Source organism: Bacteroidota bacterium (assembly GCA_034439655.1).
In the GTDB taxonomy this organism is placed as follows: domain Bacteria; phylum Bacteroidota; class Bacteroidia; order UKL13-3; family UKL13-3; genus CANJUD01.
This window is the reverse complement of the sequence record JAWXAU010000115.1, coordinates 1-24,264: the sequence shown is the minus strand read 5'-3', so window position 1 is coordinate 24,264 and position 24,264 is coordinate 1. Positions and strand designations below refer to the sequence as shown.

The window sequence follows — 24,264 nt, the reverse complement described above, 5'->3', positions numbered from 1 at the left end:
TGTGAGTCATGGAGACAATTGTGCGGGTTGCCGTCATATAGAGCTTATAGCCCTAGGCCCCGATTTTGCAAAAAGACAAGTTGTTGATAGACCCTATGAACAAAGAGATATTTCGAAAACTATCGCCAAATTATTAGGGTTCAAAATGCCTTATTCGAAGGGGAAAGAGATTTATGAGTTGGTGGGGAAATAGATAATAGTTAAAAGTTTGCGGTTAAAAGTTAAAAAGTACTGACGCCATCAAACGTTTCACACTACAATATTATTTTCTTTATGCATTATCCTTTGTTCACTTTCCATCTATCTTGTACTCTTAAAGTATCACCACTCGCTCCTTATTTGCCATCTGGCACTTAATATCCTTTAGCCATCCGAGGCCTTATACCGACACTCAATATATAATAGTCCAAAAGAAAGGGACTATATGTATTGTAGTTCGGTATTACCGTTCTAAAAACTAAATCCGCCGCTGGCGGAGAACTATTCTAGTTTAAGAATTGGTATTATTTCTTCTTCTTTTCCACTTCTACTTTGCCTTTCTTTTCGGCAGCCCACATATCTAAAGTATTGATATAAAAACCTCCCGCCATGCTTGGCGAATGCCCAATATTTACAAAAGTTGTCTCGCTGGTTGGCCAATATAGCATAGGGTTTGGATAATTGTCTGGGTCGCCCAAGCTTCCTTTGCTCGACTTCACAATACCATCGGCACCTATTATATAAAACTTTGCATCGCTACCGTTCCCAGTCATTAAGTATAAGCTCTGAATAAATTTGCCACAATGCATGGTGGAGGCGGCATAAGCTTTTTGCCACTCCACCTTTCCATCGGCAGCAAAACGGGTAACCATTATATTTTTCATATAAGTATTGTATGGCAATTTGTATTCAAATTTTTTGCCTATGCTACTATACTTCAAAGCATCACCAGGGGTTTTATATTGATAGCTTACCAAATAATAAGCTCCCGTATTATCAAAGAACAATCTGCTGTGGGCAAAAGTATGTACCGTTTTATCTTTAGGGTCTTTGGGGTTTCCCTTTACTACAGGCATAACTTCATTTCCCAACTCTAAAGTTTCGGTTGTACTAAATTCATTTTTTGCTGGGTCGAAGAAATAGCTGAATACGCCGTCGACCGCATCTAAATTAGCTTTGCCCGAAAAATAACCAGTTACCAGTACTAGATTATTTGGCATTACTTGAGCAATACAATGCGATATAGTTTTCACATCAGTCATTGGCATATCGATAGACTGGGTTTGATCTGAATTGTCTTTGGAATACATTTTAAAAGATTGGCCCACTTTCTTTTGAGCATTCAAACTACCAAAACAAGCCAATACAAATACAATCCCATCATTACCTACGGTAGGCGATAGGCGAATATTATTGTTTTTAGGAATTGGTATTTCAATAATACGTGTTTGATCTGTGGTATTTGCAAGTGCATCGAGTACACATACATGCACGTCTATTTTTTCTTCTTTGCCTTGCATATACAAGCGATACATAAAAAATGCTACTTTGGTACTATCGGGAGAAAACGTATGCTCAACGCCCACGAACTCCTCGGGTTTTTTGGTTTCTATCCCAACCAATTCACGCCCCATGCCTCCGTCAGGTTCTCCATCCTCCACACTTAAATATCCACCATAAATGGATAGCTTTTTATCTGTTTTATCATAATAACTGTTTATCATGAACAGCTTGTCCTGTGCCTTTACCACCTTGTGAAGCGTGTGGGGCTTGTTAGCTTCGTTAAGTAGCTTTACTTTTTTAGTACTTATTCTTGTTGCTTTATTGTCATATTCGTCTATATAACTTTCTGTGCTCCCGTCATCCGTGTTTTTAGAAGGGCATATAATCATATAGGTTTTACCTTTTGAATAGACACAAAATGGGGTTACAACACCATGATCCATGGTTATTTTGTTGCCAAACCCAAATGTTTTTTGTGCAATAACAAAGCTGTTGCTCACCATAAGAGCGATTGCGAAAGCAAATACTTTTCTCATAATACTTTTGAAGTGTTTTCAGGCAAAAGTAATATGAAAATGAAGTGGATTTGTCAATAAGGAATATTAAAGCCTCTTTTCGATGCCTAAAGTTATGCCACACGTGTATGGTAATTGCTTCGCATAACCATAATTGACGAGTGGTGTAATGGCTTTAGAAGCATATAAACCATAATTGAAGGAGACAGATTTTGTAAAATTGTAACCCCCGCCAACACGGATAGAAGAATTGAAAATATGAGATACCCCCTCATATCCATCAATTTGATTGACGGTGGTAAAACCCACATGATCCAAATCGAGCAAACTAGTTTTAATGGCCGATATACGGCAATAGCTAATGGCTGGCTCAACATAAAAATTGTGCTTTTCGCCATAATGATAATACCCAAAAGTAAGTGGCACTTCCCGAAAAAAATAGTAATTGGTGCCGCCATAATAGTTCGGCCCAGCATAGATAGAATCGGTTTGTTTAGTAAATGTATAAGGATACTTTTTCTTCACCAACTCATCGATACCAATTGGAGGGGCTTCAAAAGCTACAGTCACGTCGCGTTTGTTGTATATCAAATCTTCACTATAATTAGTGAACCTTATGCCTGTGCCCACCATAAAATTCTTTTTAACGCAATATTTGAATGCCACCCCTCCTGAAAAATTCACATTGCCATACTCTATGCTATTCCTAAGTTTCACGTAATCCTTTTGGTCAGTAGTAGCAACAGAATTAGCTTTTAAAACTCTACTAGATAGGTATATATTATTTACTGACTCAAAAACAAACCGACAAGGTTTGTCGTAACTATTACTTATAGGTTCATTTTTGTTATTGGGCAATTTATCTGGTGGAACCAAATAAGGCTTTACCTTCAATTTACTAGGTGCTTCTTGCTTAATGTTTGAGGAAAAATGCATCATACTTTTGATATGGTCGAGGTAATCCAAATCAATACTGCTTGTGTGAGGTATATTAGGATTATGAGCCATTATGTTCTGAAAAGGCTGTGCTGAATGACCCATATTGCTTATTGGAATTTGAGTACTTACTGGTGCTTTTGAACTGTTCAAATTCAACTCGGCAGTAATATTACCATTGTTGGTGGATTTGGTATTAATGTTATTGGCCGTTACTATTGTTTGAGCCAACTTTACTTTTCCATCGTCGCTATTATAATATAAAACTATTCCCCCTCCTATTATGCAGAAGGGCAATAACCACATCATCCACATGAGGCCTCGCCTTTTACGGTCTTGGGGCAATTGTGCCTCTACCCTACTCCACATATCGTTAGGTGGTGTAAGCTCGGCATCATCTAATTTATGCCTAATGCTATTTTCGAAATTATCCATTGCTTTGTTTTTGTTCTATCATTCTTTGTTTTGGTTCGATCATTTCCTGCAAACTTTTTTTTGCTCTTGCATATTGGCTTTTAGAAGTTCCTTCACTAATGCCGAGCATCTCACCTATTTCGTAATGCTTATACCCTTCGATGGCATAAAGGTTAAAAATCTGCTTGTACCCATCGGGAAGTTTTTTAACCAAGTCCATTACTTCAGCAACAGACATACTGTCTATAATACCAGGTTCTGCCGGGCTATTATCGGGAACATATTCCACACTATCAATTATGCTACGCTTATTACGGCGGTAGTGTTGAATTGCAGTATTTATCATAATTGTTTTTACCCAAGCACCAAAAGGACCAATGGGCAAGTATTTAGCAACTCCGTTAAAAATCTTCACAAAACCTTCTTGCAGAATGTCTTCGGCATCCATTCTATCGGAAGCGTAGCGGAAACAAACGGCAAACATTTTACCTGCATACAACTTATACAGCTTATGTTGTGCGACCCTGTCGCCTCTTTTGCATCCTTCTATCATTTCAGCTTCGTTCATGGCAAATTATCTTATAATTACCTCTTCAAAAAATGTTAACGATAACAAAGATAAAACAGTTGCATCAAAAAAATATTTTTTATTTTATTGTAACCTAGCCTTTACAAAGGGCGTTACAATATTGAATTTCCCTGAAAAATGGGTTAGTGGTTTTACCCCGCCAATGCTTTTTCCCCCTGCATTTGACGGGGTTTTGTTTTTAAGAAAGGAGTAAGTAATAAGTACCATTCGACGTCAGCTCCTTATTCCTTACCCCCACTCCTTACTCCTTATTTTCTTCAAAAAATCTATCGGTTTGCAAATTGCCTCCACGCGATGCAGCTACAGCTAACTCGTCGCATCGCTCGTTCATGGGGTGGCCTGCATGCCCTTTTATCCATTGCATTTTTACTTTATGCTTGGTGTATAAACTATAAAATTGTACCCATAGGTCTGGGTTTTTCTTTCCTTTAAATCTTTTATTGATCCAGTCCAATAACCATCCTTTGTTAATTGCATCGCAAACATATTTGCTATCGCTCCATATAGTTACTTCAGTGCCTTCGTTCTTTAATTGTTCTAAGGCCACAATACAAGCAAGTAGCTCCATTCTATTATTGGTAGTGAGCTTGAACCCGCCACTTAACTCTTTTCTTTTTTCCTTAAAAGTGAGTATTGCCCCGTAACCTCCCGGTCCGGGATTGCCGCTGCAAGCCCCATCTGTATATATATTTACCATGAGCGTGCAAAAATACTTCAATATATATGCACGATACCAAACTTTATTTTTTATATTTGTTGCGTGTTTGGCATCACTATTGAATTAAAGACAAAAAATAAGACCATGAAGAAAATTATTATACTTGCCCTATTAACCTCCAGTGTTTTTGCACTGCAAAGTTTCAAGCAAACCAAGAGATTGCCTGACGTAAGGCTAAAAGATATTAACGGCTTTGAAAAAAATGTGAGTGATTACGGTAAAACAGGTCGTATTACTATTATATCTCTTTGGGCTACTTGGTGCAAACCTTGTATTCAAGAAATAAATGCAATTAACGACTTGATGGATACTTGGAAAACCAAATATAATGTAGACTTAGTAGCCGTTTCGGTTGATGATGGGCGAACCGCACCAAAAGTAAAACCTTTTGTTGCATCGCAGGGATGGGACTTTGATATATTATTAGACCCCAGTAAGGAGTTGCAACAAAAGCTTAGTGTTCCTTCAGTGCCTTACCTGATTTTGGTTGACAAAAATGGAAATATTGTAGACGAACATAACGGCTACCTTGCTGGTGATGAATTCCAACTAGAAGAAAAACTGAAAAAACTAACGGGACAATAATATTCATTTACAACAATTACTAAAGCCGCTCGTTAATGGGCGGCTTTTTTATTGAACTTATGTCTAATATAAGTTCATCATAAATCCTGAATATTTTAACACTAATTTTGCCGCCAATGAACCAAAAAGAAATTGTGGTAAGCGGCATCAGGCCGACAGGGAAATTGCACCTCGGGAATTACTTTGGGGCGGTACATCAATTTTTGAAAATGCAAGAGCAATTCGATTGCTACTTTTTTATTGCCGATTATCATTCGCTCACCACACATCCCACCGCCGATGGATTGCACAATAGTGTGAAACAAGTATTGGCTGAATACCTTGCCTGTGGCCTCGATCCTGATAAATGCACTTTATATATACAAAGTGATTTGCCGCAGATTCCCGAACTATATATGATATTAAATATGAATGCATATATGGGTGAATTGGAAAGGGTAGCATCATTCAAAGAAAAAGTAAAATCGCAACCAGATAATATTAATGCGGGGTTGCTCACCTATCCTGTATTGATGGCTGCTGATATTATTATACATAAAGCTACGAAAGTTCCAGTGGGCAAAGACCAAGAACAGCATTTGGAAATGGCCAGAACTTTTGGGAATAGATTTAATAGAATATATAATTGCGAGTGTTTTCCTGAAGCATTTGCATTTAATTTTGGTGATAACTTAGTAAAAGTTCCAGGCCTTGGCGGCAAAGGCAAAATGAGCAAATCAGAGAATGAAAATTTTGCGATATTTTTAGCCGACGAGCCTGAACTCATTCGTAAAAAAATGATGCGTGCGGTAACAGATACAGGGCCAACAGAACACAACCAGCCTCTGACTGAACCAGTGCAAAATTTGTTTGATTTGATGAAACTAGTTTCAACTCCTGACACACTTCAGCACTTTACAGAAACATATAATAACGCAACCATTCGATATGGTGATTTGAAAAAACAATTAGCTGAGGATATGATTATATATACCCAACCTATGCGTGAAAAGATTAATGACATGTTGGTCAATACAAGTTTACTTTCTAAAGTTGCTAAGCAGGGTGCAAATAAAGCAAACGAAAGTGCTGGCAAAACGATGAAAGAAGTGAGAGAAATAATGGGGTTTAGAAAATTTTATTAATACACAAAAATGCAAGCATCTATCCCAAGTGGAACTCGAGATTTTGGCCCTGCTCAGGCACAAAAACGCAAACATATATTTAATACTTTAGAGCAAGTTTTTATATTACATGGTTATCAACCTATAGAAACTCCAGCCATGGAAAACCTAGCTACACTTGCTGGAAAGTATGGTGATGAAGGAGACCAACTATTATATAAAATATTAAATTCGCGTTTGAATGAATCGAAAAAAGCAGATGAAGTAAAAGCCGAATTTGAATTGATGATGAAGGGCAAATCATTCACGCCCGGACTTACAGAACGAGCATTGCGTTATGATTTAACCGTTCCTTTTGCAAGGTTTGTGGCTATGAACCACAACAATTTACCCATGCCATTTAAGCGTTACCAGATACAACCTGTGTGGCGTGCAGATAGGCCACAGAAAGGACGATACCGAGAATTTTACCAGTGCGATGTGGATGTGGTTGGGAGCAATACTATATATAATGAAGCCGAATTGGTTTCTATATATGATATGGCTTTCAAAAAACTAGGTTTGCAAAACTATATCATAAAAATTAATCACCGCAAATTATTACAAGCAATAGCATCATATATAGATGCGGATGATAAGTTTATTGATTTAACTATTGCTATTGATAAACTAGATAAAATAGGAATGGATGGAGTTAGCATAGAGCTTACCAAACGTGGATTTGAAGAAACTCAAATAGCAAAAGTATTACAGATATTTGCTATAACAGGTAGTGCTGCGGAGAAATTGAATCAAATAAATACTATTATAGATAATCATTTAATTAAGTCGGCGTGCGATGAATTACTCAAGTTAATAACCTTGAGCAACAATAGCAATTTGCAAATTGATTTTACACTAGCCCGCGGACTAAATTATTATACTGGATGCATTTTTGAGGTTGTTTCAACGGATCCAAATTGTACTTTTAGTGGTAGTCTTTCAGGTGGAGGCCGTTATGATAATTTAACTGGAATATTTGGAGTACCCTATATAAGTGGCGTAGGCATTAGTTTTGGGGCTGACAGAATATATGATGTAATGGAAGAGCTAAATTTATTTCCTGAAAGTATTATACAAAATAATAGTATACTTATTTGTGGAATGGATGATGAAAGTGTGCAAACAGGATTTGAATTACAAAATATTTTAATACAAAATAATATTATTTGCGAGTTATATCCTGAACCAGCCAAAACTAAAAAAATGTTTGGATATGCTGATAAAAAGGGATTGAAGAAAGTTATTATCATCGGCGAAAACGAACGGTCGGGCAAAGTATATACTATGAAAGATATGACGAAAGGCGAGCAACAAACAGTCACGCTCGAACAATTGTTGAAATTATTAGCCGCATGAAATCTGTCTGTTTTAGCCCTTTAGAAAAAGGTTATTATAATACTTTGGTAAAAGATTATATAAACCAAGCTCCCAATACACGTTCACTTTATAATAACTATTTCGACAAAGAGGGCTTTGAGAAAACTATATCTAATAGAAAGTTCTCTGCCGCAAATCGTGAGATATTGGTACAGCAACTATCGAATAGCTATATACAACGTGCGAGTGAATTGCAATTACAAAACATACAATTATTAAAACAGGAAAATACTTTTACTGTTACCACGGGTCATCAGTTATGCCTTGGCACTGGGCCTTTGTATAGTATTTATAAAATATTGACTTGTATTGTATATGCACGAAAATTAAAAACATGGTTTCCTGCTTATAATTTTGTTTCAGTATTTTGGATGGCTAGCGAAGACCATGATATTGACGAAATAAAAACCTTAAATTTTTTTGGAAAAGAATTTACGTGGGCTAGTGAACAAACCGGTCCGACTGGAAGAATGGACACAACAGGTATTTCAGAATTACTTAATGAAATAAAAACGCTGTTTGCCAATGATGAAAAAACCGCAGATATTATAGAAAAGGTTAAGCACGATTATGATAGTCCTAATTTAAATGAAGCTACTTTTACATTGATTAATAAGCTGTTTAAGCAATTGGGGTTACTAGTGATAAACCCCGACAATGCCGTATTTAAAGGATTATTTACTAACTACATTATTGATGATATTATACATCATAAAAACTATAAGCCCTTAAAAGAGCAAACGAGTATTATAGAACAAAACTATAAGCCCCAATTATTTATACGTGATATCAATTTTTTTTATTTGAACCCTGGCAAACGCGAAAGAATAAAAAAAGAGGCCGATATATATTATACCAATGATAAATGTAAAACATGGACAGAAGTTGAACTTATTAGAGAGATACAAGATTCTCCTGAAAACTTCTCGCCCAATGCAGCTATACGTCCGCTGTATCAGGAAACTATTCTGCCCAATATTGCTTATGCAGGAGGGCCAGGAGAGTTAGCGTACTGGCTACAATTGTATAAAATGTTTGAAGTAAATAATATAGATTTTCCAGTTTTATTGCCACGATATTCAGCGGTTTTGCTTAGTAAATCTTTGAACGAAAGAATAGAAAAGTTAAAATTAAATACTTCAGATTTCTTAAATGATGAAAAATCTATCATAACGAAATTTATGGATATGCAAGATGGTTCTGGTGAAGTAACTTTTTCGGATGAACTGGAATTATTACGGGAGCTGAAAAGTAAAATTGAACTCCGAGTAAGTGAGATTGATGCCACTTTGATGTCGCAGGTTGACAATTTATTTAAGAAGAATTTGGAACAACTCAATATGATAGAAACCCGTTTGAAGAATACATCTCAAAAGAAGTATGAAACGGATATTAATAAGATAAAGAAACTACACGAAGACCTTTGGCCGCAAAGAAAACCACAAGAACGCATTCAAAACTATATACAGTTTGCTACACGTTTTTCATTAGCTGATATATATGATGCTTTTTTGAATAGCGATACGAATGGTTGTATTTTAATAGAGGAATAAATGAAAGTAGGAGAGGATTATTATATAGACCCTAATGGCAATTTGGTTTTCACTGAAACTTATCACCTCAAACGTGGATACTGCTGTGGCAATGGTTGTAGGCATTGTCCTTATGATGAAAAAGGCAAATTGAAAGCTGAAAACGACAAAAATGCAAAAACTATATAATATATATTTATGGAATATTATATAAAAGAAATAACAACTCATGCTGAGATGTTGGCACAAGTAGAACTATTACAACAATTGAATCCCAATATAGAACATAATTCCTGTTCGCAAATGTTGCGTGATATGATTGCAAATAATTACAAAATGATTGGAGCCTTCGTAGGCGAAGTATGTGTAGGTATTTCGGGTTATTGGATAGGAACGAAATTGTATAGTGGCAAATACTTGGAAATGGATAATGTAGTCGTGGATGAAGGACACCGCTCTGCAAGGATTGGTGCAATGCTTTGTGATTATTTAGATACTATTGCAAAAGAAAATAATTGCCAAATGATGATGCTCGATGCTTATATAGAAAACGAAAAAGCACACCGTTTTTATGAACGTGAAGGATATACGAAACGTGGGTATCATTTTATCAAAAAACTATAAAATTTTATGCTTGGTGGCCCCGAATTTATTTCGGGGAACCATATACAACCATATACAAAAAAACATATCTTTGTCAACTTATACAATATATAAATTATGAAATTCGGTACCAAAGCAATTCATGCAGGGCAAGAGCCTGACCCAACCAACGGAGCTATCATGACTCCTATTTATCAAACCTCTACCTATGTGCAAGAGAGCCCGGGCAACCACAAAGGTTACGCCTATGCACGAGGTAAAAACCCTACCCGTGATGCCTTACAAAAGTGTTTGGCATCGTTAGAAAATGCACAATATTGTTTGTGTTTTTCTAGTGGTATGGGTGCCATTGATGCGGTGATAAAACTATTACAACCCGGCGATGAAGTGATTGCTACCGATGATTTATACGGAGGCTCGTATCGTATGTTTACCAAGGTGTTTGCGAAGTTTGGAATTAAATTTCATTTTGTAAATATGATAGATGCGAACAATATCAAACAATATATAAATGCGAATACCAAAATGCTTTGGGTAGAGACCCCGACAAATCCCACTTGCCAAATAATTGATATTGCCGCATGTGCAGCTATTGCCAAAGAGCATAATATATATTTAGCAGTTGACAATACTTTTGCTTCTCCGTATTTGCAAAATCCATTGGAGATGGGTGCACATATAGTAATGCATAGCGTTACCAAATATTTGGGTGGCCATAGCGATGTAATTATGGGTGCCTTGTGTGTGAACGATCCTGTTATATATGAACAACTTTCTTTCATTCATAATTCGTGCGGTGCAGTGCCAGGTCCTCAAGATAGTTTCTTAGTTTTGCGTGGAATTAAAACCTTGCATATTCGTATGGAACGCCATTGTAGTAATGGAAAAGTGGTAGCAGAATTTTTGCGTAACCATCCCAAAGTTGATAAAGTATATTGGCCAGGATTTACTGATCATCCCAACCATGAAATTGCGAAAAAACAAATGCGTGATTTTGGTGGCATGATGAGTTTTACTTTGAAAGGTGATAGTATGGATGAAGCATTTGCGATGGCATCTCGCACCCATGTTTTTAGTTTGGCTGAAAGCTTAGGTGGTGTTGAATCTTTAATAGGCCACCCCGCCAGTATGACCCATGCAAGCATACCCAAAGAAGAACGTGAAAAAGTAGGCGTTACCGATTCTTTACTTCGCCTAAGTGTGGGCATTGAAGATATAGAAGATTTGATTGAAGATTTGAAACACGCAATTGGGTAGTGGGATGTGTCTTATTTTGTCATGTCGTCCCGCACGATTGCAGGAGAGACATCTACGATTTCAAAACCCTAGCAGATTTTTAGCATTGTGAGTTCCCTTACCGAAACAAGTTCGGCACAGGCTCTAGCCTCGGGAGGACAAACGACTCTGACCAACCATTCCAATTTTAAAAAAACACCTTGCAAATTTAACATTTTGTGTTAAATTTGCAAGGTGTTTTTTAGAGATTTACATGACAAATTAATTGAAGGGCTGACCCACAACCCAGTGGTGGCAATACTTGGCCCTCGCCAAGCAGGTAAAACTACCTTGGCATTGGAAGTTGCCAAAGAAAGAGACAGTATTTACCTCGATTTGGAATCTCCCAAAGACCTAGCCAAGCTGCAAGATCCTGAAGCATATTTCCAGATGCAGAAAGGTAAGCTCGTAATTTTGGATGAAATTCAACGCAAGCCTGAAATATTTCAAGTACTGCGAAGTATTATAGATAAAGGACGACAAAAAGGAAAAGGTAATGGACAGTTTCTTATTTTGGGTTCCGCATCTATAGATTTATTACAACAATCTTCTGAAACTTTAGCAGGTCGCATACAATATTTAGAACTGGGAGGACTCTCCTATACCGAAGTGGATAATGATATTAATAAATTGTGGTTACGTGGTGGTTTTCCTTCAAGTTATTTGGCCAAGAATGATATAGTAAGTGCCCAATGGCGTGAAGATTTTATACGTACATATTTAGAGCGTGATGTGCCCCAACTTGGCCCACGTGTTCCTGCTACCACCTTGCGTAGGCTATGGACCATGCTCGCACATTTGCAAGGTAGTATGATGAATACTTCTAAGCTGGCAAGTGGACTCGATATTAGCAATATGACTGCAAGCCGTTATATAGATTTGTTATGCGATTTATTACTGGTTCGCAAAGTGCAACCGTATTATATAAATACCAAAAAACGATTGGTAAAAACACCCAAAGTATATGTGCGTGATAGTGGTTTATTGCACCAACTTTTAAATATAAGCACACTCGATAATTTACTCTCATACCCCTTGGTGGGAGCAAGTTGGGAAGGTTTTATTATTGAAAACATTTTGGCTGCTGCACCCCAACAAGCCAAGAGTTCTTTTTACCGAACCAGTGCCGGTGCCGAAATTGATTTAGTACTGGAATTACCCAACAGAGAAGTGTGGGCCATAGAAATTAAACGCACCAGCAGCCCCAAAGTAAAACAAGGATTTCATATAGCTTGCGAAGATATAAACCCCACGCAAAAATTTGTTATATATAATGGCGATGAAATTTTTCCTTTACCAAATGATGTAATGGCAGTTGGATTGAAGGAGTTGATGGGGAGGTTGGGGGATAGATAGTTTTGAAATATTAGTCGAATGCAAACATATTATTGAATTTATTGAATCCGTTTTTGTATCTTTGAAATGTGAAAAAGCAAAAAACAAATGGGCTAGATTTTTTCGTTGACGAACTCAATCGAGAATACCTCCACGGGAGAAGTTTTTGACACAGAGATCACAAGATTGGAGGTGCAGGATGTTGGACAAGTAAAAAAAGTTGATCGGCAGTTTGACTGGGCAAAGGAAATCAAAGACTCTGCATTAGGTGCTTGAAATCCCAACCTTTAAAATGGTTTCTTTTCAAGTACTTTTTGTATATTAATACATAACACTACCATATCCTGTATAAGTTTTCTAAGTTTATTACCGTCTTCTATACTAAAAGTATGCTATTCGGGAATTGAATTACTACCTTCTATTTCCTTTTCTCCCACAAAAACTAAGTTCTTTGTTTCTATAAATAAATTTATATTTTCTGGATTAGAGGCTAATTTCCAATGAGCTAGTTTACCTCGTTCCTTAACCACCTTTTCAGTATTTTCTCTTATAAAAGAAATATCGGCTTTATATTTCTCTTCAATTTTCACAATAGCATCCTTAAACAAATTGCGTTTTTGCATCATAGATGTTTTCAAATTGATTTTTTTATCAGGCAATACCTTTCTTATCATATCATCCATTAATACTTCAAATACTGAAAAAGTATGTATAACGTGGCCTCTAAAAAACCATGAAGAAAATTCATACTGCTGCAAAGGTGAGTATTCTGAAAATTGAAATATTTAGCAAACTTACCACTTTTTATATTAAATAATTCAAGTTCATTTGGATATAAACTAAAGTAATATCAAACAAGTACTTTCGACCCTGTTCCGTCATAAATTAATATTTTAGTTGTGTCAATATTTTTTCTTATACCGAAACTCAATATATAATAGTCCAAAAAAAAGGGGACTAAACATATTGTAATTCGGCATTACCATTCTAAAAACTAATCCGCCACAGGCGGAGAACTATTATAGTTTGAGAAATGGTTTTAAATAAGGGTTACGAATGGAGGCATCTATTAGTAAATCTACTTTCCTATGAAAAAACATTTCAAAAGTATCCCACACAATGACATTAGATTTTCTCCCCGTTCAATGGGGTCTGCATCATCTATTTCAACAAGTAAATCTATATCGCTAGTATTATAATTAAAATCGTCTGTAGTTGAAGAGCCAAAAGCCAATAATTGTTTAACATGATGTTTTTGGCACAATACAATAAAATCGGAACGATGATTTAATATTTCTTCTTTTATAATCACTTTACAAAGATAGATTTTTTTGGTGCAAGTGCCAATTATAAAATAAGGCACTAATTATATAACTCGCAGTTGTGGTTGGCGGGGACACACAACCACGGGCAGTCGAAAAATGTAAACTCTCAAAATATAATCCGCCGCGGCGGATAAAATGTCCTTTATCCTTTATTCGCCAACTGCCCACAAGCAGCATCAATATCTTTTCCGCGGCTGCGGCGAAGATTTACGATCAGTTTTTTACTTTCCAAATGCCGTACAAAAGCATTTAATCTTTGCTCTCCCGATTTTTGAAATTGCCCATCGCCAATGGAATTATATTCTATTAAATTAATTTTGGTGGGGAACTTACGGGCAAATAGGGCAAGCTCATTCGCATCTTCAATTGAGTCGTTGAACTTATCAAAAACTATATATTCTAAAGTAGGTCGTGTGCCTGTTTTATTATAGAAGTATGATAAGGCTTCTTCTAAAGTTGACAAGGTATTACTTTCATTAATTGGCATTATCTCATCACGCTTTCTATCATTGGCAGCATGCAGTGATAATGCTAAATTAAATTTTGCACCATCGTCGGCAAGCTTCACAATCATTTTTGCAATACCTGCGGTAGAAACGGTTATACGTTGCGGCGACATGCCCAATCCATCGGGACTTGTAATCATTTCGATACTCTTCATCACATTGCTATAATTGAGTAACGGTTCGCCCATTCCCATATATACAATATTGCTCAATTGTATATTATAATGTTTGTCGGCTTGTTGTTTGATAAGTGCTACTTGATCGAAAATTTCATAATGGTCAAGATTGCGTTTGCGGTCCATTTTGCCCGTAGCACAAAATTTACAAGATAAACTACAACCTACTTGGCTACTTATACAAGCGGTCATTCTGCTATCGGTTGGTATTAAAACGCCCTCTACAAAATAACCATCGTGCAAGCGAAAAGCAGATTTAATAGTTCTATCATTACTCACTTGTTTGTGGTCGACTACTACATGATGTATAGGAAAGGTAACCTCAAGCCAAGTGCGTGTTACCAAAGGCAAATTGCTCATCTCATCATAAGTGGCAGCTTGCTTTTGCCAAAGCCATTCATATAATTGTTTTGCACGAAATTTGGGCTCGTCTTTTTCTAAGAATAATTCTTGTAATTGCTCTAAAGAGAAGGTGCGAATATTTTTTCCGTGGGTGAACATGTATTTTAGTGGTCAGTGGTTAGTAGTTAGCCCGCCGCGGCGGGTAGTAATCAGTGGTCAGTGGTCAGTAGTTAGCCCGCCGCGGCGGGTAGTGGTCAGTTGTTATCTGCCGCATGCACTGTTTACTGTTTACTGACTACTATCCTTTTCTTCCCATTACTGTTTTGCAGGCTTCTATAATATTTTCTTTTTCGAGTCCGTATTTTTTCATCAACTGTTCGGGAGTTCCGCTCTCGCCAAAGCTATCATTTACCGCAACCATTTCAACTGGTGTTGGATTATTGAAAGCCAATAATTGGCAAATGCTATCACCCAATCCACCGTTCTTTTGGTGCTCTTCGGCAGTAACCACGCAACCTGTTTTTGCTACTGATTGTAATATAGCTTCGTTATCTAGTGGTTTAATTGTATGTATATTTATTAGTTCTGCATCAATACCTTGCTCGGCCAAAATTTGAACAGCTTCTATAGCTTTCCAAACCAAATGACCAGTAGCAAATATGCTTATATCTTTACCTTCTTTTATTTTCCAAGCTTTACCAATTTCAAATTTTTTATCGGCGGGCCAAAAGTTGGGAACAACTGGGCGACCGAAACGTAAATATACGGGTCCTTGATAATTGGCTATTGCTAAGGTAGCTGCTTTTGTCTGGTTATAATCGCAGGGATTTATTACGGTCATTCCTGGCAACATTTTCATCAAACCTATATCTTCCAATATTTGGTGTGTTGCTCCATCTTCGCCCAAGGTAAGCCCTGCATGCGATGCACAAATTTTTACATTTTTGCCAGAGTATGCAACCGATTGACGAATCTGATCATATACACGGCCTGTGCTAAAGTTAGCAAAAGTGCCCGTGAAAGGAATTTTACCACCAATGGTTAAGCCTGCTGCCATGCCTATCATGTTTGCTTCTGCAATTCCCACTTGTATAAAACGGCTGGGGAATTCCTTTTGGAAAGCGTCCATTTTGAGCGACCCTGTAAGGTCGGCACAAAGGGCAACAATATTGTCGTTAAGTTTTCCTGCTTCTAATAGCCCGGCACCAAAGCCAGAACGTGTGTCTTTTTGATCAATAACTTGTGGTAACATGTACAAGGAAATTATATAAGATTGGAGATAATTTAAAAAAGAGTTGCAAAATTACAGGATAATACGCTGTCATTGCGATATAAACGTAAATTTTTTGAAGCACTTTTGAACTCAGGCTTTGTGATTGTATCTTTGCCCACTATACATGAAAAAGCCCCTGTTCATTTTTATAGCTGCAATAAGTATTTTATCAATTACTTTTTCTTGCGGCAATAAGCCGATTAGCGTATCATCAAAATATTTTGAAGTGCTCAATGCAACCGAAACGCATTGGAATGCGGGCATCATAGATGGGGGCAGAGGGGTGGACTATCATGTTTTCCTTACAGACATTGCCAAGGACACTCCAATATTTGATTCTGCATGGATTGACCATCAGAAAGTTGCTGCGGAAGCAGCCTTCAATACCAAACGCAAAGATTTATTCGAAGTACATATTGGTTATACCATTGATAACTCCACTTCAACAAAAGAAATTTTACCTCCAGTAAAATACAAAGGCAAAGCTCTCATTAGATATAAAGTAAAAGGCAAAACCAAATACTTAGTGGTAAAAGAATTTGTATTACAAAAAGCTGTCAATTTTCAATAATAAACCCCTCATGAAAAAACTATTTTTAATTATATTTTGCACCCTAGCAATATGCAGTTTCTCAAATGCACAAACTACAACTATTGACGAAGTTGAGCGACAAACTTTAAAAGATTATGAAGGCAAACCTGTAGAAAAAGGCCAAGGTTATAGTGTTTATAAACGTTGGGATCATTATTGGAGAGCGAGGGTGGGAGAAAATGGCACTATGCCAGCTCAAGGCCATCTCTTTGAAGAATGGAGCAAAATGCAGAGGAATCAAAACAATGAGCGTGGAAATAATGATTCAGGGAATTGGGTGAGTATTGGTTTCAACTCATCAGCTGGAGGGTATAGTGGAATTGGCAGGGTAAACTGTATCGCCTTTCATCCTACTGACAGTAATACTTTTTGGGTGGGAACACCATCGGGCGGAATATGGAAAACCACTAATTATGGAAAAAACTGGACAGCCCTTTCCGATTTCTTGCCACAAATAGGTGTTTCGGATATCGTAGTGGATTATACAAATACCAATGTAATATATATAGCTACTGGCGACCGTGATTACGGCAGCTTTTGGGGGGCACAAGGGCCTTATAAAATAAGCGATACCAAAAGTGTGGGCGTATGGAAAACTACCGATGGCGGAGTTACCTGGAAACCAACTTCATTAAGTTATAATATTACAGATTTTGCCCTAGTGAATCGTTTGAAAATGCACCCTACCAAGCATAATACATTGTGGGCTGCCACTACCACAGGAATATATATGACCACCGATTCAGGTAAAACATGGTCGAAAAAAGCAAGTGCCTACTTTATAGATTTGGAATTAAAACCAAATAATCCCAATACTTTATATGCCGCTTATTATGATGCTTCTGGTAGCAACTCTCAAATATATAGAAGTACCGATGGCGGTTCTACTTGGAGTCAGATAACTAATTTCACGGGTGCTAAACGTATCAATATAGAAGTGACCCCCGCATCGAATAATTTGGTACATGCTCTTGTATGCAATTCCAGCAGAGGGCTTTTGGGATTATATAAATCTACTGACAGCGGTACCAATTGGGTACAATATATTGATGGCAGTGTATCAGGTCAAAATTATTTATGTAATAAGGTTGCTGCAGATATTACAGGTGGACAAGGCACTTATGATTTAGCTTTTGCTATTAACCCTAAGAATGCCAACGAGCTTTTCTTAGGCGGTATTATTACTTGGTATACAACCAATGGTGGAACGAGTTGGAAGGTAGGAAACTTTTGGTATGGTACGGGTGGCACCTACCCCACGGTGCATGCCGATAAACATTATATGGCTTATCATCCGTTGGCTAAAAGCCCTAAAAGCGTTTTGTTCGAAACCAATGATGGCGGTGTATATTATACAAGAGTTCCGAATGCCCCCACTTCATGGACTGATATAACCAATGGACTTAATATAGGTGCTATATATAGACTCAGTGTATCGCAAACGGCTTCTGATGTGGTGTTATGTGGCCATCAAGACAATGGCACCAAAAAAAGGACTTCTACTTTTTTTTACGACAGTAAAGGCGGTGATGGCATGGAATGTATTATAGATTATTCTAACGTAAACTATATGTACGCCAGTTCGCAGTATGGCGATATAGCAAGTTCAAGCGATGGCTTTGTGAACAATGCCGTAGATATTTCAGGGAATATTTCGGGTTCGCCAAGGGGCGAATGGGTTACGCCTTATATCATGGATCCGAAAGACCCTAAAATACTATATGCTGGCTATGATAACGTATATAAAACTACCGACAGGGGTAGCAATTGGACGGCAATATCAAATAATATTACAGGCAGCAGCACAAAAAATTTAAACACGATGGCTATTGCACCTTCCGATGCCAAAACTATATATGCAGCTACTTGGGGCAATATATGGAAAACCACTGATGGCGGGGCCACTACTACCTGGACAAAAATTACAGGTACACTTCCTGTTTCTGATGGGGCTATTACCTACATTGCGGTAAATCCAAATGACCCGAAAATAGTATATGTAACTATGGGTACTTTCACACAAGATAAAAAGGTATATAAAACAGTAAATGGTGGTACTAACTGGACCAATATATCTGGGACCAAATTACCCAATGTGCCAGCAAACTGTATAATACATGATGGCAAAACTACCAATGGCCTCTATATAGGAACTGATTTGGGAATATTTTTCCGTAATGACAATATGAGCGACTGGATATATTTCAGCCGCAAATTACCCGTAGTACCTGTTGCCGAATTGGAAATACAAAAGAGCACGCAAAAACTTCGTGCAGGAACATTTGGTCGTGGGTTGTGGGAAAGCAATATGTGGAACGCCACCGCTATACAACCACCCAAAGCTCTTTTTACGGTTGATGATTCTACCATTTGCCAAGGCAGTACTGTAACATTCACCAGCACAACCACTGGTGCCACCTCAGTATCTTGGATTTTTCAGGACGGATCTCCTGCCACATCGCCCGATACTATTGTAACCATAAAATACTTCAATGCAGGAACTGCAAAAGTTACCTTTATAGCAACCGGCCTTGGAGGTAATGATACCTTGGTTAAATATATAACTGTTTATCAAAACCCCAATAAGCCCAATATTCAACAAAGCCTTAATTTCCTTACTTCGTCAGTAAATGCCAACAAATATAAATGGTTGTTGAATGATACAGTGATGGCGAATGATACTACCAAAACAGCTTTTGCACCCAAAGATGGGCAGTACAAAGTAACCATTACGGACAATAATGGTTGTTCTGCAACCTCATTTCCCTTGACTTTTACTTATACGCCTGGTGTGGGTATTACCGAGGTAAATACTGAACACCGTTTTGGATTATTCCCCAATCCTGCCGGATACAATTTTACTTTAGACTATTGCCCCAATATTTGCAATGAGCTTAATTATAACTGGCGAATTATAGGTATGGACGGTAAACGTATTGAAAATGGAAATGGCTTGTGTTGCAAACCTATACAACTATCAACCAAAAACTTGCCTAATGGTATATATATAGTTGAAGTTGAGCACCAACATATAGTATCGCAAAAGAAATTAACTGTACAGCGTTAAAACTTCAGCAGTTTTTTTGCGTCCAATGATGATGCATCTTTGGGGTCAATTGCCAATATCTTTTTGAAATAAGGAATAGCATCTTCTTTTTTGCCTAAATAGAAATGATATAAAGCTATATATCGATTTGCTTCAATTATTTGACTCTTATAACTTTCTATTGTATATTTAATTGTATCAGATTCAATAAGCATCAAAAACTTTTCATAATCTGGTTTTGCAGCACCTGTTTTCCCTTTAGGGTCTTTATACGTTTTAGCCCTAGCAAGCCAGAAATGTCCTAAGGGATAATCGGGCTTTAATTCTACTACTTTATTAAATGCTACTATTGCACTGTCGTACAGGTTACTGTCGCTTTTGGCGGCAAAAATATCTGCACGCCCCAAGGTAAAGTAATCATTTACGGATTGTTTGATTTCAAGTTTGCTTTGTAATGCTCCAATGGCATCTATATATTTTTTATTCCGCATATAATTCTCCACAAGACTATTATATATCTCCGGTAGTTTTTCGCGTTCCAATTCATTCTCCTTTTTGCTAATATTAGGATTGCTTGCCATTGCTTTTATTTTATCAATCGTCATTATCAAGTAGGTGCAACCCTGTGCATCTTTTCCAAGCTTAATAAGCAAAAGTCCATAATACTTATAGTCGTCATTTATAATTTTTTCTTGGGCGTTTTGTTTGGCAAAGAATTTATCCATTTCATAAATTCCCTTTTTAAATTCTTCTTTTGCTATAGCAGTATCCTCCGGTTTATTATAGCTAATACCCAGTTCGTAGTGAGAATATCCCATCAACCTGTATAGGTATGGACGAGAACTATCCTTTTGATGTATGGAATTGATTTCGTCAATTGTTTTTTGATAGTCTTTGGACAGGAAAAGAAAGCCTGCATATTTTACACGAGCAAATATATCCTCGCCCACAATAGAAAGATATTTTTCGTAATTTGTTCTGGCTTTTGCATAGCTCTTGGTCAGATTATTTAAGTAGGCCATTTCACTATAAAATGGAGCATAAGTACTATCAATCTTAAGTCCCTCTTGTATAGTGCTTACAGCAGTTTGATAACCTTCAAGCGAACGCACACTAGCGTACAAGCGGCCTTTCCTTAAATATGCTTTTAAGCATTTACTGTCTTTTTCTAGTGCTATATTATAGTTTTCAATGGGTTTAGAGGCATCGTTTCTTTCCAACCACAAATCGCCAATAGCCAAATTGATATCTGGGTCTTTTGCATCAAGTTCCAATGCCCTATTCAGGTAAATTTCTGCTTGTGCAAGGTCTTTTACTTCGCCATTGGTTAGTGCTTCGCCTGTATACAATAATACTTTTGCGTTTTTGTTTTTAGTAAGGGCCACTGCTTTTGCAAAATCTGATTTCGCACCCTCCAAATTTTTTCTGGCTATTTTTAACTTACCCTGACCTACTATGCACAACGCGTTGTCAATATTTTTTGCTAAGCCCTCGTTTAAGGTCTTTTCAACTTGGTCTTCTTCATTAGTCAATAAATACACATCGGCCAAATAATAATGCAAATCAGCATTGGTGGGTTGCTGCTGGATGAGGGAAATAAAAGTTTGTTTGGCTTGTGCAAATTTCAAAGCTTCTGTTTGTAAAATACCTTGATTTAAAGTTTGAGCTGAAGCTACAAACAACATCAACAGAGAGGCACTTAATAATATAATCTTCTTCATGGCTATATAATATATTTTTCTATTTCTACTTATTCTTCTTTTATATGTATTTGTCTTTTCCATACGGCAAGTGTTCCTGGCAGTAATCCAGAGGATTGTATAATCAATTGTCCTGGCCTTCCATTGAGGTAATGGACAAACCCCGTGCCGAGTCCTTGTCTAGCTTCTGCATTTACTGAATATACTGCCCTCATTAAGGGATAATGTTGCATAAACAAATGGTATTGCAGGGGTTTATAATATTTCTTTTCGGGTATTACCGAAGTATCGGCAGGCATAATACCCACCACATTCACTTTTTCCATAAAACTTCCCAGCTTGGGGTCACGTCCATCGCTAATCCAATTGAGACCAACAATACCAATGGCCTCGGGATGTGTAGCTACGTACTCCACCACTTTTTTGTTTTCATCGAGGGCTCCCACATTTTTCCCAAAAGGTTTTTTAACCAAATTTTGCATATAACGAACCGTGCTCGACGAATCGTTGTCGAACACTATTTGTATATTTTCATTGGGGAGTTTTGGATTTAATTTTTTCCAAGTATCAATTTTTCCGTTAAGCACATCCATCAGTTCTTCAAACTTAATACTGTCAGGCATGGAGGGGTGCACTATAAGTGCAATGGCATCGTATGCAAAAAGTGAATAAGCTATTTCTATCTTACGTTTTTTAAAGGGTTCGTTTTCTTCAGCAGTAAGCTTTCGGCTCATTATAATTAGCCTTACACTGTCTTTCTGTAGCAGTTCAATCGCCTTGGACTCAGGAATATTTAATAGTTTTATATGTGCCTGATCTTTGCAATCGTGCTCGTATGCATCTATCGTTAGCTCGGTAAAGGGTTGAAAAACAGGATCCGTTGCAATGGTGATTGTTCCTGTGCGTACGGTATCAGTATGCTTTGGAGCATTGGGGTTATCGTTACACGAACTATGAAAGCATAACGAAAATATTATTATTGCAATGTTTAGGCGAGAAACTTTATATAACATATATTTTGTATAATCTGTTGCATGTGTTTTAAAACGCCTCAGATAAATGAATAGTTGTGTAGGAGAATTATTCTGACGATTTATTTACTTTGTGTACGCGATACCCTTTCCAAAATCTAAAAAAAGCATATATGATAAGCACGGCACCGATACCCATGCTGGCTCCATTTTGTAATCCGAAAAAATTTTGTTCGGGATTAAAAAGAAACAAACATCCCAAAAAGCCATACATAGCACCTGCAACAAAATGCATAAACATCATGGGTCTGGAATTTCCAAATCCCGGTCTTTGATTTTCTGTCATGGGGCAAAATTAAGGCTTATACCTTTTGGAAAGTTTAAAACTTTCCAAAAGGTATAACCACGTTGTGCGTGGTTGTTCCCGAAAGCATTCGGGACCACCAACCGCTAAGGAACTATTTCAATTTTTGTCTTTGCTTTGACATTATCGCCAAACCAAATTTTTTTTTCAGTAAAACTAAAACCATAACCCATTTTTCTTCCGTAAGTGTATTCAATTAACCAAAAATACTAACAAATTAAAAAACATTATCATGAAAAACTCATTCAAAAAAATCGCTGGCCTATTAATGATTGCTGCTATTGCAGGCACAAGCGTAAATGCACAAACAAAAAAATCTATGACCCCAACCGCAACGGTAGTAGTTGGTGGTGAAGCTATGTTTCCCAAAAAGAACATTGTTGAAAATGCGGTGAACTCAAAAGATCACACCACATTAGTAGCCGCCGTAAAAGCTGCAGACCTTGTTGCAACCTTGCAAACCGCCGGACCATTCACCGTATTTGCACCTGTAAATGATGCCTTTGAAAACCTACCCGCAGGTACTGTAGAAACTATTTTGAAACCTGAAAACAAAGCCACCTTGGTAGCTGTTTTAACTTATCATGTGATTTCTGGAACTTATGATTTTAATGCTCTAAAAGAATTGATCAAAAAAGGAAATGGTACTGGCAAATTAAAAACTGTACAAGGAGAAGAACTATGGGTAATGATGAATGGCGAACACAATATACAAATAAAAGATGCCAAAGGAAATGTAGCAAACATTAGCACTTACGATGTATACCAAAGCAATGGTGTAATACATGTAATCGACAAAGTGTTGATGCCAAGTATGTAATTTACAGTCCAGGCACAAACTACATGTTGGTGGTTAGTGAAAACACACAACCACAGACATCTCGGATAACCAAAGCGTTCTGAACTATATACATTAATTATTCTAATAATATATATCTAAAACTTTAAAAGTAACACAACCATGAAACTAAGAAACAGCCTGCTGATTATATTACCTTTATTGATGATATATTGCAGCCCTGCACCCGAAGCACCACAAGGTGTGAGCGACCAAAAACCACTGCCAAAAGTTGTGAAAACAAATGCCGAGTGGAAGAAAAAACTAACTGCCGATCAATATCATGTAACTCGTGAGAAAGGAACCGAATCTGCCTACACTGGTTCCTATTGGGATAACCACGAAACAGGAACTTACCAATGTATATGTTGTGGCTTAGATTTGTTCAGTTCAGCAAACAAGTTTGAATCGGGAACAGGGTGGCCCAGTTTTTACCAACCTATTATAAAAGGGATGGTAACCAAACAAGCAGATAACTCAGCAGGTATGAGCCGCGACGAAGTAACTTGTGCCCGCTGCGATGCCCATCTAGGTCATGTGTTCGACGATGGTCCTAAACCAACTGGTTTGCGTTATTGTATTAATTCAGTTGCTTTAACTTTTGTGAAGAAATAATATATAAATG

Annotated in this window: 25 protein-coding genes; 14 read left to right on the top strand and 11 right to left on the bottom strand. The window is 37.3% G+C overall.

The features are described 5' to 3' along the window. The coding region (locus tag SGJ10_08280; protein MDZ4758120.1) for a sulfatase at positions 1 to 193 on the top strand (193 nt) is incomplete at its 5' end. Positions 194 to 503: 310 nt separating this feature from the next. Here the strand turns inward: SGJ10_08280 and SGJ10_08275 are convergent. The 3 genes from SGJ10_08275 to SGJ10_08265 all read right to left on the bottom strand — a co-directional run bounded on the left by SGJ10_08275 (position 504) and on the right by SGJ10_08265 (position 3,915). Continuing rightward, on the bottom strand, positions 504 to 2,018 hold the full coding sequence (locus SGJ10_08275; GenBank protein ID MDZ4758119.1) for a hypothetical protein: 1,515 nt from the start codon (positions 2,016 to 2,018) through the stop codon (positions 504 to 506). Between the two features lie 66 nt (positions 2,019 to 2,084). After that, a complete protein-coding gene (locus SGJ10_08270; GenBank protein ID MDZ4758118.1) occupies positions 2,085 to 3,368 on the bottom strand; it encodes a hypothetical protein in 1,284 nt (427 codons plus the stop codon). After that, positions 3,361 to 3,915: an RNA polymerase sigma factor gene (locus SGJ10_08265; GenBank protein MDZ4758117.1), complete on the bottom strand. Its 555-nt coding sequence runs from the start codon at positions 3,913 to 3,915 to the stop codon at positions 3,361 to 3,363. Before SGJ10_08265 ends, SGJ10_08270 begins: the two co-directional genes overlap by 8 nt. On the opposite strand from SGJ10_08265, the gene SGJ10_08260 reads away from it, so the two are divergent. Beyond that, positions 3,914 to 4,129, top strand: coding sequence for a hypothetical protein (locus tag SGJ10_08260; GenBank protein MDZ4758116.1), 216 nt, complete (start codon positions 3,914 to 3,916; stop codon positions 4,127 to 4,129). The two genes, SGJ10_08265 and SGJ10_08260, sit on opposite strands and share 2 nt — an antisense overlap. 48 nt (positions 4,130 to 4,177) lie before the next feature. On the opposite strand, the gene rnhA is transcribed toward SGJ10_08260, so the two are convergent. After that, positions 4,178 to 4,633, bottom strand: coding sequence for a ribonuclease HI (gene rnhA, locus SGJ10_08255; GenBank protein MDZ4758115.1), 456 nt, complete (start codon positions 4,631 to 4,633; stop codon positions 4,178 to 4,180). A gap of 105 nt (positions 4,634 to 4,738) precedes the next feature. Here rnhA and SGJ10_08250 point away from each other — a divergent pair, with 105 nt between their 5' ends. From SGJ10_08250 to SGJ10_08215, 8 genes are all read left to right on the top strand, one after another. Beyond that, complete coding sequence (locus SGJ10_08250; protein ID MDZ4758114.1) at positions 4,739 to 5,239, top strand: TlpA disulfide reductase family protein; 501 nt, start codon at positions 4,739 to 4,741, stop codon at positions 5,237 to 5,239. Positions 5,240 to 5,355: 116 nt separating this feature from the next. After that, positions 5,356 to 6,363: a tryptophan--tRNA ligase gene (gene trpS / locus SGJ10_08245; GenBank protein ID MDZ4758113.1), complete on the top strand. Its 1,008-nt coding sequence runs from the start codon at positions 5,356 to 5,358 to the stop codon at positions 6,361 to 6,363. A 9-nt stretch (positions 6,364 to 6,372) separates the two neighbouring features. Next, entirely contained in the window at positions 6,373 to 7,740 is a 1,368-nt protein-coding gene (gene hisS, locus SGJ10_08240; GenBank protein MDZ4758112.1) for a histidine--tRNA ligase, read from the top strand. After that, positions 7,737 to 9,314, top strand: coding sequence for a bacillithiol biosynthesis cysteine-adding enzyme BshC (gene bshC, locus SGJ10_08235; protein MDZ4758111.1), 1,578 nt, complete (start codon positions 7,737 to 7,739; stop codon positions 9,312 to 9,314). Before hisS ends, bshC begins: the two co-directional genes overlap by 4 nt. After that, a complete protein-coding gene (locus SGJ10_08230; GenBank protein ID MDZ4758110.1) occupies positions 9,315 to 9,482 on the top strand; it encodes a DUF5522 domain-containing protein in 168 nt (55 codons plus the stop codon). A gap of 9 nt (positions 9,483 to 9,491) precedes the next feature. Continuing rightward, on the top strand, positions 9,492 to 9,917 hold the full coding sequence (locus tag SGJ10_08225; protein ID MDZ4758109.1) for a GNAT family N-acetyltransferase: 426 nt from the start codon (positions 9,492 to 9,494) through the stop codon (positions 9,915 to 9,917). Between the two features lie 96 nt (positions 9,918 to 10,013). Next, complete coding sequence (locus tag SGJ10_08220) at positions 10,014 to 11,153, top strand: cystathionine gamma-synthase (protein MDZ4758108.1); 1,140 nt, start codon at positions 10,014 to 10,016, stop codon at positions 11,151 to 11,153. Between the two features lie 213 nt (positions 11,154 to 11,366). Beyond that, a complete protein-coding gene (locus tag SGJ10_08215; protein ID MDZ4758107.1) occupies positions 11,367 to 12,527 on the top strand; it encodes an ATP-binding protein in 1,161 nt (386 codons plus the stop codon). A gap of 371 nt (positions 12,528 to 12,898) precedes the next feature. Here the strand turns inward: SGJ10_08215 and SGJ10_08210 are convergent, their stop codons facing one another. From SGJ10_08210 to SGJ10_08195, 4 genes are all read right to left on the bottom strand, one after another. Next, positions 12,899 to 13,264 carry a hypothetical protein gene (locus SGJ10_08210; GenBank protein MDZ4758106.1) on the bottom strand — a complete coding sequence of 122 codons (366 nt, stop codon included), beginning with the start codon at positions 13,262 to 13,264 and terminating at the stop codon, positions 12,899 to 12,901. Between the two features lie 320 nt (positions 13,265 to 13,584). Further along, positions 13,585 to 13,818, bottom strand: coding sequence for a nucleotidyltransferase domain-containing protein (locus tag SGJ10_08205; GenBank protein MDZ4758105.1), 234 nt, complete (start codon positions 13,816 to 13,818; stop codon positions 13,585 to 13,587). Between the two features lie 155 nt (positions 13,819 to 13,973). After that, on the bottom strand, positions 13,974 to 15,014 hold the full coding sequence (gene rlmN, locus SGJ10_08200; GenBank protein MDZ4758104.1) for a 23S rRNA (adenine(2503)-C(2))-methyltransferase RlmN: 1,041 nt from the start codon (positions 15,012 to 15,014) through the stop codon (positions 13,974 to 13,976). Between the two features lie 139 nt (positions 15,015 to 15,153). Then, complete coding sequence (locus tag SGJ10_08195) at positions 15,154 to 16,107, bottom strand: transketolase C-terminal domain-containing protein (GenBank protein MDZ4758103.1); 954 nt, start codon at positions 16,105 to 16,107, stop codon at positions 15,154 to 15,156. 145 nt (positions 16,108 to 16,252) lie between these two features. On the opposite strand from SGJ10_08195, the gene SGJ10_08190 reads away from it, so the two are divergent. Together SGJ10_08190 and SGJ10_08185 are read left to right on the top strand one after the other, a co-directional pair. Beyond that, positions 16,253 to 16,699 carry a hypothetical protein gene (locus tag SGJ10_08190; protein MDZ4758102.1) on the top strand — a complete coding sequence of 149 codons (447 nt, stop codon included), beginning with the start codon at positions 16,253 to 16,255 and terminating at the stop codon, positions 16,697 to 16,699. Positions 16,700 to 16,709: 10 nt separating this feature from the next. After that, positions 16,710 to 19,787 (top strand): T9SS type A sorting domain-containing protein, encoded by a 3,078-nt coding sequence (locus SGJ10_08185; protein MDZ4758101.1) that lies wholly within the window; start codon positions 16,710 to 16,712, stop codon positions 19,785 to 19,787. Here SGJ10_08185 and SGJ10_08180 read toward each other — a convergent pair. The 3 genes from SGJ10_08180 to SGJ10_08170 all read right to left on the bottom strand — a co-directional run bounded on the left by SGJ10_08180 (position 19,784) and on the right by SGJ10_08170 (position 22,783). Then, positions 19,784 to 21,550 (bottom strand): tetratricopeptide repeat protein, encoded by a 1,767-nt coding sequence (locus SGJ10_08180; GenBank protein MDZ4758100.1) that lies wholly within the window; start codon positions 21,548 to 21,550, stop codon positions 19,784 to 19,786. The genes SGJ10_08185 and SGJ10_08180 overlap by 4 nt on opposite strands. Further along, positions 21,517 to 22,479, bottom strand: a complete 963-nt coding sequence (locus SGJ10_08175) for a substrate-binding domain-containing protein (GenBank protein ID MDZ4758099.1) — start codon at positions 22,477 to 22,479, stop codon at positions 21,517 to 21,519. The genes SGJ10_08180 and SGJ10_08175 overlap by 34 nt, the downstream gene beginning before the upstream one ends. A gap of 67 nt (positions 22,480 to 22,546) precedes the next feature. Further along, entirely contained in the window at positions 22,547 to 22,783 is a 237-nt protein-coding gene (locus SGJ10_08170) for a hypothetical protein (GenBank protein MDZ4758098.1), read from the bottom strand. Positions 22,784 to 23,033: 250 nt separating this feature from the next. On the opposite strand from SGJ10_08170, the gene SGJ10_08165 reads away from it, so the two are divergent. After that, positions 23,034 to 23,621: a fasciclin domain-containing protein gene (locus SGJ10_08165; protein MDZ4758097.1), complete on the top strand. Its 588-nt coding sequence runs from the start codon at positions 23,034 to 23,036 to the stop codon at positions 23,619 to 23,621. Positions 23,622 to 23,762: 141 nt separating this feature from the next. After that, a complete protein-coding gene (msrB, locus tag SGJ10_08160) occupies positions 23,763 to 24,254 on the top strand; it encodes a peptide-methionine (R)-S-oxide reductase MsrB (protein MDZ4758096.1) in 492 nt (163 codons plus the stop codon). Positions 24,255 to 24,264 lie beyond the last annotated feature (10 nt).